12 protein-coding genes are annotated in these 12609 nt (G+C 55.6%); 7 read left to right on the top strand and 5 right to left on the bottom strand.

Going from position 1 to position 12609, the window contains the following annotated elements; all coding sequences use genetic code 11:
• Together DDA898_RS23690 and DDA898_RS11820 are read left to right on the top strand one after the other, a co-directional pair.
• On the top strand, positions 1 to 1367 hold a 1367-nt coding region (locus tag DDA898_RS23690; RefSeq protein WP_236616657.1), incomplete at its 5' end, for a VENN motif pre-toxin domain-containing protein.
• Between the two features lie 3 nt (positions 1368 to 1370).
• Entirely contained in the window at positions 1371 to 1766 is a 396-nt protein-coding gene (locus DDA898_RS11820) for an SMI1/KNR4 family protein (protein ID WP_038901320.1), read from the top strand.
• Here the strand turns inward: DDA898_RS11820 and DDA898_RS11815 are convergent, their stop codons facing one another.
• The gene (locus tag DDA898_RS11815) at positions 1767 to 2309 is read right to left on the bottom strand and encodes an RNA 2'-phosphotransferase (RefSeq protein ID WP_038912550.1); all 543 of its coding nucleotides are present in this window, start codon (positions 2307 to 2309) and stop codon (positions 1767 to 1769) included.
• 300 nt (positions 2310 to 2609) lie between these two features.
• Here DDA898_RS11815 and DDA898_RS11810 point away from each other — a divergent pair, with 300 nt between their 5' ends.
• The 5 genes from DDA898_RS11810 to pepT all read left to right on the top strand — a co-directional run bounded on the left by DDA898_RS11810 (position 2610) and on the right by pepT (position 7382).
• Entirely contained in the window at positions 2610 to 2849 is a 240-nt protein-coding gene (locus DDA898_RS11810; protein WP_013318104.1) for a FeoA family protein, read from the top strand.
• Positions 2850 to 2971: 122 nt separating this feature from the next.
• On the top strand, positions 2972 to 3199 hold the full coding sequence (locus DDA898_RS11805; protein WP_012769649.1) for a FeoA family protein: 228 nt from the start codon (positions 2972 to 2974) through the stop codon (positions 3197 to 3199).
• Positions 3200 to 3221: 22 nt separating this feature from the next.
• The gene (feoB, locus tag DDA898_RS11800) at positions 3222 to 5543 is read left to right on the top strand and encodes a Fe(2+) transporter permease subunit FeoB (RefSeq protein ID WP_038911263.1); all 2322 of its coding nucleotides are present in this window, start codon (positions 3222 to 3224) and stop codon (positions 5541 to 5543) included.
• A gap of 35 nt (positions 5544 to 5578) precedes the next feature.
• The gene (locus tag DDA898_RS11795; protein ID WP_013318102.1) at positions 5579 to 5803 is read left to right on the top strand and encodes a FeoC-like transcriptional regulator; all 225 of its coding nucleotides are present in this window, start codon (positions 5579 to 5581) and stop codon (positions 5801 to 5803) included.
• 310 nt (positions 5804 to 6113) lie between these two features.
• Positions 6114 to 7382 carry a peptidase T gene (gene pepT, locus DDA898_RS11790; RefSeq protein ID WP_013318100.1) on the top strand — a complete coding sequence of 423 codons (1269 nt, stop codon included), beginning with the start codon at positions 6114 to 6116 and terminating at the stop codon, positions 7380 to 7382.
• A gap of 103 nt (positions 7383 to 7485) precedes the next feature.
• Here pepT and DDA898_RS11785 read toward each other — a convergent pair whose 3' ends face one another.
• From DDA898_RS11785 to purB, 4 genes are all read right to left on the bottom strand, one after another.
• Positions 7486 to 8607 carry a ribosomal protein uL16 3-hydroxylase gene (locus DDA898_RS11785; RefSeq protein WP_038901317.1) on the bottom strand — a complete coding sequence of 374 codons (1122 nt, stop codon included), beginning with the start codon at positions 8605 to 8607 and terminating at the stop codon, positions 7486 to 7488.
• A gap of 171 nt (positions 8608 to 8778) precedes the next feature.
• Complete coding sequence (phoQ, locus tag DDA898_RS11780; RefSeq protein ID WP_013318098.1) at positions 8779 to 10230, bottom strand: two-component system sensor histidine kinase PhoQ; 1452 nt, start codon at positions 10228 to 10230, stop codon at positions 8779 to 8781.
• A 36-nt stretch (positions 10231 to 10266) separates the two neighbouring features.
• Positions 10267 to 10935 carry a two-component system response regulator PhoP gene (phoP, locus tag DDA898_RS11775; protein WP_013318097.1) on the bottom strand — a complete coding sequence of 223 codons (669 nt, stop codon included), beginning with the start codon at positions 10933 to 10935 and terminating at the stop codon, positions 10267 to 10269.
• Between the two features lie 300 nt (positions 10936 to 11235).
• Entirely contained in the window at positions 11236 to 12603 is a 1368-nt protein-coding gene (gene purB / locus DDA898_RS11770; protein WP_038911262.1) for an adenylosuccinate lyase, read from the bottom strand.
• Positions 12604 to 12609 lie beyond the last annotated feature (6 nt).

The raw sequence follows: 12609 nt of genomic DNA, 5'->3' as shown, positions 1-12609 counted from the left end.
ATTGTCCGTACCGAAGGCGAAATCCGCGCGGTGCGGGCGGCGGTAACCTGCAGCAGGCGCTGGCCGGGGCGTCGGCGCCGTATCTGGCGCAGCTGGTGAAAGGCGTGACGATGCCGGCGGACGAGAGTAAAGCCACGGCATCGGACATCGCGGCCAACGCGATGGGGCATGCGCTGATGGGCGCGGTGGTGGCGCAACTGTCCGGCAAGGATGCGGTGGCGGGCGCAGTGGGCGCAGCAGGCGGCGAACTGACGGCGCGGCTGCTGATCATGAAGGAGCTGTACTCAGGGCGGGACACCAGCGACCTGACTGAAGCGGAAAAACAGTCGGTAAGCGCGCTGGCTTCGCTGGCGGCCGGTCTGGCATCGGGGATTGCGTCGGGTAACACCACCGGTGCGGCGACAGGTGCGCAGGCCGGGCGTAATGCGGTGGAGAATAACTATCTCAGCGCCACAGAAGCTCAGACGAAGGCCGATCTGGAGCGTAAGGAGAAAGCCGGAACACTGACGGCGGACGAAGCCAAAGAGCTGGCGGATACCCGCAAGCTGGACAAAGATCGCGATCAGGCTATCCACGATATCTGTACGCAGGGCAACAAATCAGGCGGGGCCTGCTCGGCACTGGTGGCAAAGGCGCAGCAGGCGCTGAATAGTTATGGCGAGAGTGCGGCGAGCTACCGTCTGATCTACAAAGACCTGTACCCGCAGGACGCGGCTAATGCAAGCGCCATCCTGAAAGGGCTGGATGAAGGCAGCATCACACGCGATGCAGCCATTACCGCCATAGCCAAATCAACCGGAAAAGGCTGGGATGAAGTGGCGTCGCAGTATGATACGGCGATGCAGTTGCAGGCGATCGCAATTGCTTTGGTTGGTATGAAAGGGATGCAGATAGAATCAGCAGTGAATAAAGGCTCTACTGCGAAACCAGGCAATAGTTCACTCTCAAGTTTTGATGCTAACGAAATTCGCTTTTCACAAAATACAGTTTCAAATAATAAAACAGATCGAGGTACAGGTGTGAAATACACTTATGATGATCTTGTTTCCAGCATGAGAAAAGATGGCTGGAAGGGGGATCCGGTTGATGTTGTGAAAATGCCTGATGGTAATATGACAAGTATGGATAATACTCGGATCAGCGCTGCCAGAGATGCGGGGATTAGAGTTGAAGCAAATGTTAGAAGCTATGATGATAAGTTAACATCTTCAGAGATTGAACGCTTTTCGGATAGAAAACGTGATTTCATTCCCCAAACTTGGGGGGAAGCAATAACTGGAAGAATTAATAAACAGTCAGGAGGATTTGGTGATAAGAATCCCTATGGTTCTTATGATGTACCTAGAGTAACTGGAAAAGGGAAGTAAGGAATGAATAGCTATTTATATAAAAAAGATGATCTTCCTGATGGATTTAAATATCCGGATCTTTATCTGGAGATAATGTCTTTAGATGTTATTCCTGATATAGAACCGTGGTCATTCATCTGTGAATTTAAAGAGTCTTCAGTGTTTTGGATGCATGAGGTTAAGGCGAAATATCCTAATAGGAAGCTAGTGCCTTTTGCCAAAATTAATTACTCAGATGATATTGTTTGTTTTGACGGCGAGGATACATCTGGTAATCCAAAGATATACTATGTTCATGCCTTTGCCGCCGCTGGTTGGGAAAACAGAGGTTACACAGATAATTTTTCTGAATGGTTGAAAATAGCTCATCTGGAATCTGCCCGTTATAAAGCTGAACGGGCAGATGATAATGAATAGTTATTCATCAATGTATTGATGGGGAGCAGAATCAGTTAGCCAGACGGCATTGTCTGCTTGATAAAACTTAAAGCCCTGTTCATACATAGTCAGGGCTTTTATTTTTAGTGCAATCGGTTTTCCATGCCGACTTCCAACTTGAATTGCTGTCTCTTTATCGGCAGATAGATGGACATATTGTCGATCTTTTGCATGTAATCCCTGAGCGCGAATTGATATTAGGAATCGTGTTGCAGTTCCATGATATAAAAACTCGGGAGGGATTTTTTCTTCATACGTTATATTTACCTGTTGCGATGAATGCCCTTGAGCTGCCCGGATACGTAATCCATCATCTGAAATCGTAAAGCGTTTTTTATCACTATTATCCACGATACTATGAATAAGACTATTATCGAGTGTATAGCCTTCTTTAACGGCGCAAAGGATAAGATCGCTTATAATAGCCCACCCTTCTTTGTCCAAAGATAAACCTATGACTTCAGGTTCATGGCGTAATATGTAACTTAAAAACTTACTGATATCTGTGTTTTTTTTGCTCATGATAATAATCTCAACTGAATCCAGTCTCTCAGCCAACGGCCCTTCAGCATGAACTGTGGCGGCGATTTGTCCTTGCTCTGCTACCGTCAGGGACGTAACCGATAGCATAATTTTCCTTACTGTGGCTTCACACATAAACCCCATACCTTACCACCACTCCCCCAATCTTCACCTCCCTTGACGTGCGTCAAGGGGCGGCTTGTCAACAAGAATATGATTGATAATCGTTATTACTTGCTTTGATGGATTACCGCCAGTGGGTTGGCGGGATGCCGCACACTGTCAGTGAAGGATTGTCGTATGGCCCTGAGTCTTCAAACGCTGCTTGATCTCCCCCTTAACGTGAATGCCGTGGTGGCGCGAATTCGTTCGACAGGCGAATACCAGCAGCGGCTGACCGAGCTTGGCATCCGCGTCGGCGGGCAGGTGCGCGTGATTCAGCGCGACGCCAATCAGCCGTTGATGCTGGCCTCCGGCGACAGCCGGGTGGCGATCAACTGGGAGATGGGCAAGCAGGTGTGGGTGTCGCCGCAGCAATAATCAGCCTAACTATCGGTTTATAACCACAGGTTTATGACCATCATTTGATAACTACGGGTTCACGACAACGGTCGTTACTCTGACGCAACAGACGCAACAATAGGTATGAGGTCAACACAGCGATGACACTGGAAGCATTGGCGGTGGGCACACAGTGGCGTGTGCTGGGGTTTCAGAAAGGATCGGCGGATTACCGCAAGCGTCTGTTGGCGCTGGGGGTCACGCCGGGGGTGGAGTTTTCGGTGTCGCGCGTGGCGCCGTTGGGCGACCCGATTGAGCTGCGCCTGCGTGGCGCGGCGATCAGCGTGCGCAAAGGCGAAGCGCAGATTTTGATTCTGGAAAAATGTTAATCCGGGCAGGTAAGGATTTTTTATGAGTACGCAACCCGTAATTTGCGTGGTGGGCAACCCGAACTGTGGCAAAACGACGTTATTCAACGTCCTGACCGGCGGTAAGCAAACTGTCGGCAACTGGCCGGGCGTGACGGTGGAAAAGAAGGTCGGCAGCTACCGTTATCAGCAGCAACAGGTGACGCTGGTGGATCTGCCGGGGGTTTACTCGCTGAACCCCTCTTCCGAGAGTTCGGAAGATGAGCGGGTGGCGCGCGATTACATTCTGTCCGGTGAAGCCAATCTGGTGCTGAATATCGTCGATGCCTCCAACCTGGAACGTAATCTGTACCTCACTGCACAGTTGCTGGATATGCAGGTGCCGATGGTGGTGGCCGTCAACATGATGGATATCGCCACCGCCCGCAAACTGGATATTGATATCGCCGGTCTGCAGCAGCGATTGGGATGTCCGGTCATCCCGATTACCGCCAGCCAGAAAAAAGGCATCGAGATGCTGCACGAGGTGTGTCAGGCAGCACTGGCGCAGCCGGTGATTCCGCCGGTGTCGATTCCTTACGATGCGCCGCTGAGCCAGGCTGCGCAGGCGATTGCGGAACGGTTGCAGGGGCAGCCCGCCATTCGCAATCCGCATTGGCTGGCGATTCAGTTGCTGGAAGGCGATGTTACCGTGCGTAACCGGGTGACGGCTGACGCATTGGCGTTTGCCGATGCGCAGGTGACCCGGCTGGTGGCGGAATACGAAGATGAACTGGATATCTTCCTGGCGGACGCGCGTTATCAGTTTGTGGGGGCGGTGGCCCGCGAGGTGATTACCCGGCGCGGCGAAGTCTCCGCGACTCTGACCGACAAGATCGACCGCGTCGTGCTGCACCGTTTTTTTGGTATTCCGATCTTCCTGCTGGTGATGTACCTGATGTTTGTGTTCACCATCAATGTCGGCAGCGCGTTTATCGATTTCTTCGACAAGCTGTTCGGTGCGTTGCTGGTGGAGGGGTTCGGCGAACTGCTGCTGGCGTTGCACACCCCTGAATGGCTGAAAACCTTGCTGGCGGATGGCGTGGGCGGCGGCATTCAGACCGTGTCCACCTTTATTCCGGTGATCGGCTGTCTGTATCTGTTCCTGTCCTGGCTGGAAGACTCCGGTTATATGGCGCGGGCGGCGTTTGTGATGGACCGGTTTATGCGCAGCATCGGTTTGCCGGGTAAGGCGTTTGTGCCGCTGATTGTCGGCTTTGGCTGTAACGTGCCCGCCGTGATGGCGACCCGCACCATGGAGCGTCACAGCGACCGCGTGGTCACGGTGATGATGGCGCCGTTTATGTCCTGCGGCGCGCGGCTGCCGGTATACGTGCTGTTTGCCTCGGCGTTGTTTGTCGAAGGCGGACAGAATCTGGTGTTCGGGTTGTATCTGGTCGGGATCGCCGCCGCTATCGCCACCGGATTTCTGCTGAAAAACACCGCGCTGAAAGGTGATGCTTCCGCGTTTGTCATGGAGATTCCCCCTTACCATCTGCCCAGTCTGCGCAGCGTGCTGATCCGTACCTGGGAGCGTCTGAAAGGGTTCCTGCTACGCGCCGGGCGGCTGATTGTGGTGGTGGTGACGGTGTTGGGTTTCCTTAACTCGATGGGGACGGATGGTTCCTTCGGCAACCAGAATACCCAGAAATCGGTGCTGTCGGCCGTCGGGCAAGCCATCGTGCCGGTATTCAAACCGATGGGGATTCGGGAGGAGAACTGGCCGGCGGCGGTGGGAGTATTCACCGGAATCTTCGCCAAAGAGGCGGTGGTCGGTACGCTGGATTCGTTGTATGGCGCGATGGCGGCCTCGCAGAGCGGCGGCGCGAAGGAGGAAAAAACCTTCAGCCTGACCGGCGGTATTCACGACGCGCTGGCGACCATTCCGGAAAACCTGGGCAAGCTGGGCGATGCGCTGCTTAACCCGATGGGGATCAACGTCGGGGATTTGACCGATACCGACACCATCGCTAAAGACAACAAGTTTTCCGTGACCTCGCTGACCGTGATTAGTCAGATGTTTGATGGCCGGTTGGGCGCGTTCAGCTATTTGCTGATGGTGTTGTTGTACATCCCTTGCGTGGCGGCGGTGTCGGCCATCTGGCGTGAAGTGGGAACCGCCTGGACGCTGTTCTGCGCCGGGTGGACCATTCAGGTCGGGTATAGCACCGCGGTAGTGGTGTATCAGATCGGGCGTTTTGCCCAGCATCCGTTGTACTCGCTGTGCGCGTTGCTGGGGGTGGCGGCGATGCTGTGCGTCACGGTGATGCTGCTGCGCCGTAATGGCTTGCAACGTCAGCGTATGGCGGTAGGTGAAGCGAAGTAACCAGTCGGGCGGGCCAGCCGCCCGCCGGGGAGAACATGATGACGCTACTGGAATTGCGGGATTTTGTCCGCGAAAGAAAAAAGGTGTCGCTGCAGGACATTAGCACCGCTTTTAAGGCCGATCCCGGTGTGGTGGAAGGGATGCTGGCGGTGTGGGTGCAGAAGGGCAAAATCCGCTTTCACAGCGGCGAGGCCGCGCCCAAATGCGGTAGTTGCTGCGGCTGCGATAAAAGCCTGGGTCAGTATTACGAGTGGTTGTAACCTTCGCAGGCCGGCGGGCGTCAAGCCGTCGGCCCCTATTGTCTATAGAAAACCCCCAGCTAGGCTGGGGGTTCCATTCCTGCCTTGCCTTGTGGCGACTCGCTTCGCCAGTCTCTTCGTGTTGATAAATTGTTAATTAATTGCTGAGCCTGATGGGCGCGGTCGGCATGCCGGCGTGTTATCCGCCCTGCCGTACGGGCGTTCTGAGCGGTGGCGTCAGGGGGAAAACCAATAAAAACTGACCTGACGCAATATCTGACGCTGACACCCTCTACATAATGAAACACGTAATCCATCGGAGGGGGTGGTGATGGAAAAATTACTTGATCGTTTTTTAAATTATGTCGCGTTTGACACCCAGTCCAAAGCGGGTGTGCGGCAGGTGCCGAGTACCGAAGGGCAATTAAAACTGGCGCAGGCGTTGCAACAGGAATTGACCGAGCTGGGGTTTGAGCAGGTGTCCCTCAGCAAGCACGGCTGTGTGATGGCAACGTTACCGGGTAATGTGGCCTGGCCGGTGCCGGCGGTGGGGTTTATCGCGCATATGGATACCTCGCCGGATTTCAGCGGCAAGCACGTCAACCCGCAGATTGTGGAGAATTACCGCGGCGGTGATATCGCACTGGGCGTGGGCGACGAGGTGCTGTCGCCGGTGATGTTCCCGGTGTTGCATCATCTGCTGGGGCAGACGCTGATTACGACCGACGGCAAAACGCTGTTGGGCGCCGATGATAAGGCGGGGATCGCGGAGATCATCACCGCGCTGGTGCGGCTGAAAAAACGGCAGGTCCCACATGGTGATATTCGCGTCGCCTTTACGCCGGATGAGGAAGTGGGCAAGGGCGCGCAGCATTTCGATGTTGAGGCGTTCCGGGCCGAATGGGCTTACACGGTGGACGGCGGCGGCGTGGGCGAACTGGAGTATGAAAACTTCAATGCCGCCTCGGCGGTGGTGAAGATTGTCGGCAACAATGTGCATCCTGGCTGGGCCAAAGGGGTAATGGTTAATGCGCTGTCGCTGGCGACGCGTTTCCACCAACTGGTGCCGGCTAATGAAGTTCCGGAACAGACCGAAGGTTATCAGGGGTTCTATCATCTGCACAGCGCGAAAGGGACGGTGGAGCGGGCCGAACTGCACTACAGCATCCGGGATTTTGAGCGCGACGGTTTCGAACGGCGCAAGAAAACCCTGCTGGAGATTGCCGAAACGGTAGGTAAAGGGTTGCACCCGGATTGTTATATCGAGGTCACAATTACCGACAGCTACTACAACATGCGCGAGCAGGTGGAACAGTACCCGCATATCATCGCGCTGGCGCAGCAGGCGATGCGTGATTGCGACATTACGCCGCTGATGCAGCCGATTCGCGGCGGCACCGATGGTGCGCAGCTTTCCTTCCGGGGGTTGCCGTGCCCGAATCTGTTTACCGGCGGGTACAATGCTCACGGCAAGCACGAGTTTGTCACGCTGGAAGGGATGGAAAGCGCAGTGGCGGTGATCATGCGTATCGCCGAACTGACCGCGTTACGGGCCAAAACCCGGCACACCAGCAGCAAGAGTGTGTCGGTTAAAGCCTGACGGGTTGTAGGTTTTGGCAAAGTTTTGGAAAAAAAAGAGACGCCGCATGGCGTCTCTGGTGTTTTAGGTGATCGGGTGTCGCTAATCAGTCGACAAAATACCGTCAGTCAACAAAATACCAATAACCGCTGTTGACCAACGCGGTCAACTGGGCAAGGAACGAGGGATCGTCCAGCGCATCGCCAAGGCGTTTGGCATCCAATACGTCGTACTGCGCCAGCACGGCGATCGCTTGCGACTGGCGGCTGTCCAGATGCTCGCCGTTGACGAAGCAGTCCTCGCCGATACGCACCACCCGCAATCCGCCAAGACGGCGCAACGCTTCGCCCTGTTGCAGCAGGTCGTACATTTCGCCCGGCTGATAAGGCGGCTCCGGCGGCGCCAGATCCAGTTCATGACGCGACTGGGAGACAAATTCGCCGAACCACTGGCGGAACGCGTCTTTATGCTGCACCAGATCCAGCATCATGTGCTGTAGTTTATCCAGCTCCTGCGGCAGGATGTCCGCCGGGTGTGGACGCGCGGGAATGTCCGGGTCGCTGTAGCGCTGTCCGCCCAGTTCACGAGACAGCACGTAGTCGGCAAAACCGCTGACCAACTCACGGGAACTGGGCGCGCGGAAGCCTACCGAGTAGTTGAGCGAGTTTTCCAGCGAATAGCCTTCATGCGGGAAACTGGGCGGAATATAGAGAATGTCGCCGGGTTCCAGTTCCTCATCGATAATGGCGTCGAATGGGGCGACCTGCAACAGGTCAGGATGCGGGCAGTGCTGCTTCATCGGCACTTTGTCGCCCACGCGCCAGCGACGGCGGCCGGTGCCCTGAATGATAAACACGTCGTACTGATCCAGATGCGGACCGACGCCGCCGCCCGGCACCGAGAAGGAAATCATCAGGTCGTCAATGCGCCAGTCGGGCAACTGACGGAAAGGGCGCATCAGCGCGGCGGAAGGTTCATGCCAGTGGTCGACCGCCTGCACCAGCAAAGACCAGTTGCTTTCTCCCAGATGATCGTAGCTTTCGAATGGACCGTGGCTGACATCCCAGCGGCCGTCCTGATGGCTTACCAGTCGGCTGTCCACCTCGTTTTCCATGGCGAGCCCGGCTAATTCATCCGGGGTAATCGGATCGATGAAATGGCGGAAACCACCTTTGATGATTACCGGTTTTTTTTGCCAGTGGTGGGTCAGAAAATCCTGCCAGTCGAGATTAAGTTGGTAGTCCATAACGCATTTCCAGTAACAGGGAGCTGTCGGCGATTATAACGAAGTCGCCGTGATGGTGTCCCGTCCTTAATTCACGGACGAGGCGGAAGGGGTAAAAGGCCCTTAACCTTATCGACCGGCAGACGGTGGTTTTCCCTGTATTGTAGACGGTTAATGCCAGGCCTGATGGCGTCAGTTCTCATTCTGGCCAAGATGCTGGCGGCCGAAAATGGCTTCCACCTTGGCGCCGCCGAGCGCACTGGTACCGATCAGAATTTCGCCCTGATACTGCTCGATGATTTCCGCCGCGACCGACAGCCCGATGCCCTGACCGGGGCGCAAGGTGTCCGCCCGCTGCCCGCGCTGGAAAATCAGTTCCCGTTTGCTGTCGGGAATGCCGGGGCCATCGTCCTCAATCACCAGATGCAGCTTCTGGCCAGAGTAACGGGCACTGATTTCCACGAACTCCAGACAGTATTTACAGGCGTTGTCGAGAATGTTGCCCATCACCTCCATAAAATCGTTTTTCTCGCCGATGAAGGTCAGCTCCGGGGCGATGTCCATCGTCAGCACCACGCCTTTACGCTGGTACACTTTGTTCAGCGCAGAGCAGAGCGCGTCCAACTGCGCCGGAACGGAGTGCACTTCCCGCGTGATGGTCAGATGTTCCGTTCGCACGCTGGCGCGATGCAGGTAATAGCCGATTTGCTGCGAGATGCGGCTGATTTGCGTCAGCATGATCGGTTCGGCCTGCTCGATAGTCAGTTCTTTACCGGTACGCAGCGAACGCAGCGTGGTTTGCAACACGGCCAGCGGCGTTTTCAGGCTGTGGGTCAGGTCGGTGAGGGTAGTGCGGTATTTGTGATAGCGCTGGCGCTCATTGCTCAGCAACGTATTCAGGTTGCGCACCAGACTGTTCAATTCCCGCGGCGGATTTTCGTCCAGATGCTCGCGGGAGCCGTGTTCCAGCTCGCTGATCTGATGCACCAGATGTTTGATCGGCCGCAGGCTCCAGTGCGCCGCCAGCCACAGCAACGGCAATACCAGCACCAAATGGGCGATAAACACGTAGCGGAACCACTCCCAGACTACATCAGCCTGTTGTAGTTCCTGCGGCACCCGGTCTACTACCACAATCACCATCTTGGGCAGGCGCTCGGAGGCCGGGTAAACATTGACGGCGATAGAATGGGTGAACGGCGTTTTGTCTTCTGAACTGTAGGCGTGCAGTTTGTCCAGCATCTGCGGGTTGCTGCCTTGCAATACCGCGTTACTGGTGTTGGTGTCGGCGTCCAGCTCGTGATAGTCGGTTTTTTCCAGCCATTCCGGTTTGATCTGCGATTCCAGCTCTGGGACGGCGCGTTCCCGCCACAGCAGTTTGCCGTGCTTATCGTAGATAAACACCAGCGTCGGGTAATTGATGTCGATTTCAGGCGGCGTGGCGATGGTCAGTTGATTATCGTGCCATTGCGCCAGGCTGTAGAACAGGTTGCTTTCGCCGCGTAGCAGGCGAAATGAGGTTTTATCGAAACTGACGCTGTAGCCCACCACGGCGACGATACCGTAGGAGAGCGTCAGCGCCAGCACCACCGCGGCGGTCGCGATCAGAAAGCGAAATCGCAGCGAAAAAGGAGATTTTTTCAATATGTCGTCCAGAATGAAATAGGCCGTCCAGCATGATTAGATATCGAAGCGGTAACCCTGCCCGCGAACGGTGGTGATGACATCGTGGGAATTGGCGGTCTGCAATTTTTTGCGCAGTCGGCCCATCAGCACGTCGATGGTGTGGCTTTCCCGCAATTCGGCGTCCGGGTACAGTTGCAGCATCAGCGACTCCTTGCTGACTACCTTGCCATTGTTGCGGATCAAGGTTTCGATGATGGTGTATTCAAACGCCGTCAGCTTGACCGGGTCGCCATGTACCAGCAATTCCCGGCGCGACAGGTCGACCTCAAAGGGCGGCAGGCTGATGATTTGGGAAGCCAGACCGCTGTTGCGACGCATCAGCGCCTGCATGCGCGCCACCACTTCCTCGATGTGAAACGGTTTGGTGACGTAATCGTCGGCGCCGGCTTCCAGCACCGCCACTTTTTCCTGCCAGCTTTCCCGTGCGGTGAGGACCAGAATCGGTAATTTGACCTGATGCGCGCGCCAGCGGCGGATCAAACTGGTGCCGTCTTCCACCGGCAGGCCCAGGTCGACGATGGCGATATCCGGCGCGTGTTCCTGAAGGAAATAATCCGCTTCTTTCGCGTCCGCCGCCGCATCAACCTGGTGCCCCATTTCATTTAACTGGACATTCAGGTGATGGCGTAACAGAACATTATCTTCAACGACAAGAATGCGCATGACGTTTTCCTCGGTCATTTTCCTGATGGAGTCTATCCAAACTCAGTGAGCTATCGACGTAAACGTAGTGAACTATCAACGTGTTGTACAGACCTGGCGGCGTGCACCAGCACGTTTGCCTCAATCCAGGATAGCCCAGTCCGGGATAGCCCAGTCCAGTAGAGTCATAGATAGAAATACGCCATTGTCGGCGGGTTCGTCAGCATTATCCACAGTTGTGCTCAACTGAGGCTAAACAGGGAGGCAGGAAATGAGCCGGGCGGCGAGAGAATGCCGCCCGGAGTAGGGTCAGAAATAGGATCAGAGTTCGTCGACCAGTTTCACGGCGCGGCCGATGTAATTGGCCGGGGTCAGCGCTTTGAGACGGGTTTTTTCGTCTTCCGGCAGCGCCAGCCCGTCGATAAAGGCTTTCATGCCTTCGGCGTCCACGCGCTTGCCGCGGGTCAGTTCTTTGAGTTTTTCGTACGGCTTCTCAATGCCGTAACGGCGCATCACCGTCTGGATCGGCTCGGCCAGCACTTCCCAGTTGTGATCCAGTTCATCCAGCAGACGATCGCGGTTGACTTCCAGCTTGCTGATGCCTTTCAGGGACGCCTGATAAGCGATGACCGCATAGCCTACGCCCACGCCCAGGTTGCGCAGCACCGTGGAGTCGGTCAGATCGCGCTGCCAGCGGGATACCGGCAATTTGCTGGCGAGGTGGCCCATCACCGCGTTAGCCAGGCCGAGGTTGCCTTCGGAGTTTTCAAAGTCGATCGGGTTGACTTTGTGCGGCATGGTTGACGAGCCGATTTCGCCGGCGATGGTTTTCTGTTTGAAGTGGTTGAGGGCGACGTAGCCCCATACATCGCGGTCGAAGTCGATCAAAATGGTGTTGAAACGGGCGACGCAGTCGAACAGTTCGGCAATGTAGTCATGCGGTTCAATCTGCGTGGTGTAGGGGTTCCACTGGATGCCCAGCGAGGTGACGAAACTTTCGCTGAACTGGTGCCAGTCGACTGCCGGGTAAGCCACCATATGGGCGTTATAGTTCCCCACGGCGCCGTTGATTTTGCCCAGAATTTCCACCTGCTGCAGTTGACGGAACTGGCGCTCCATACGGTAGGCGACGTTGGCAAACTCTTTACCGATGGTGGACGGCGTAGCCGGCTGGCCGTGGGTGCGGGACAGCAGCGGAATGTCGCGATACTGCAGCGCCAGCTGTTTGATGGCGTCAATGATATTGCGCCAGAACGGCAACAGCACATCGCGGCGGGCGGCGTCCAGCATCAGGGCGTGGGACAGGTTATTGATATCCTCGGAGGTGCAGGCGAAATGGATAAATTCGTTCACGGCATGCAGCGCCGGGACCGCCGCCACTTTTTCCTTCAGGAAATACTCCACCGCTTTGACGTCATGGTTAGTGGTGCGTTCGATGGTTTTGATGCGCGCGGCGTCTTCTTCGCTGAATTCAGCGATGATTTTATCAAGGAAAGCGTTTGCGTCAGCATCAAATGCAGGAACTTCCCTGATTTCTGCACAGGCCGCCAGTTTTTGCAGCCAACGTACTTCAACCTGCACACGGAATTTCAGCAGACCGTATTCGCTGAAAATAGTGCGCAACATGCTGACTTTATCGCCGTAGCGTCCATCAATGGGGGAAACGGCGGTCAGTGAGGATAATTCCATCGCAAG

This window comes from Dickeya dadantii NCPPB 898 (genome assembly GCF_000406145.1).
Classification (GTDB): domain Bacteria; phylum Pseudomonadota; class Gammaproteobacteria; order Enterobacterales; family Enterobacteriaceae; genus Dickeya; species Dickeya dadantii.
Note: the sequence above shows the minus strand (reverse complement) of the source record. Positions and strands in the feature narration are given on the sequence as shown.

Coding starts and splice junctions, on each gene's coding strand:
- feoB (WP_038911263.1), top strand. CDS start 3,222: ATGAGTACGCAACCCGTAATTTGCGTGGTGGGCAACCCGAACTGTGGC.
- DDA898_RS11785 (WP_038901317.1), bottom strand. CDS start 8,607: ATGGACTACCAACTTAATCTCGACTGGCAGGATTTTCTGACCCACCAC.
- DDA898_RS11795 (WP_013318102.1), top strand. CDS start 5,579: ATGATGACGCTACTGGAATTGCGGGATTTTGTCCGCGAAAGAAAAAAG.
- DDA898_RS11810 (WP_013318104.1), top strand. CDS start 2,610: ATGGCCCTGAGTCTTCAAACGCTGCTTGATCTCCCCCTTAACGTGAAT.
- DDA898_RS11820 (WP_038901320.1), top strand. CDS start 1,371: ATGAATAGCTATTTATATAAAAAAGATGATCTTCCTGATGGATTTAAA.
- DDA898_RS11805 (WP_012769649.1), top strand. CDS start 2,972: ATGACACTGGAAGCATTGGCGGTGGGCACACAGTGGCGTGTGCTGGGG.
- DDA898_RS11815 (WP_038912550.1), bottom strand. CDS start 2,309: ATGAGCAAAAAAAACACAGATATCAGTAAGTTTTTAAGTTACATATTA.
- phoP (WP_013318097.1), bottom strand. CDS start 10,935: ATGCGCATTCTTGTCGTTGAAGATAATGTTCTGTTACGCCATCACCTG.
- purB (WP_038911262.1), bottom strand. CDS start 12,603: ATGGAATTATCCTCACTGACCGCCGTTTCCCCCATTGATGGACGCTAC.
- pepT (WP_013318100.1), top strand. CDS start 6,114: ATGGAAAAATTACTTGATCGTTTTTTAAATTATGTCGCGTTTGACACC.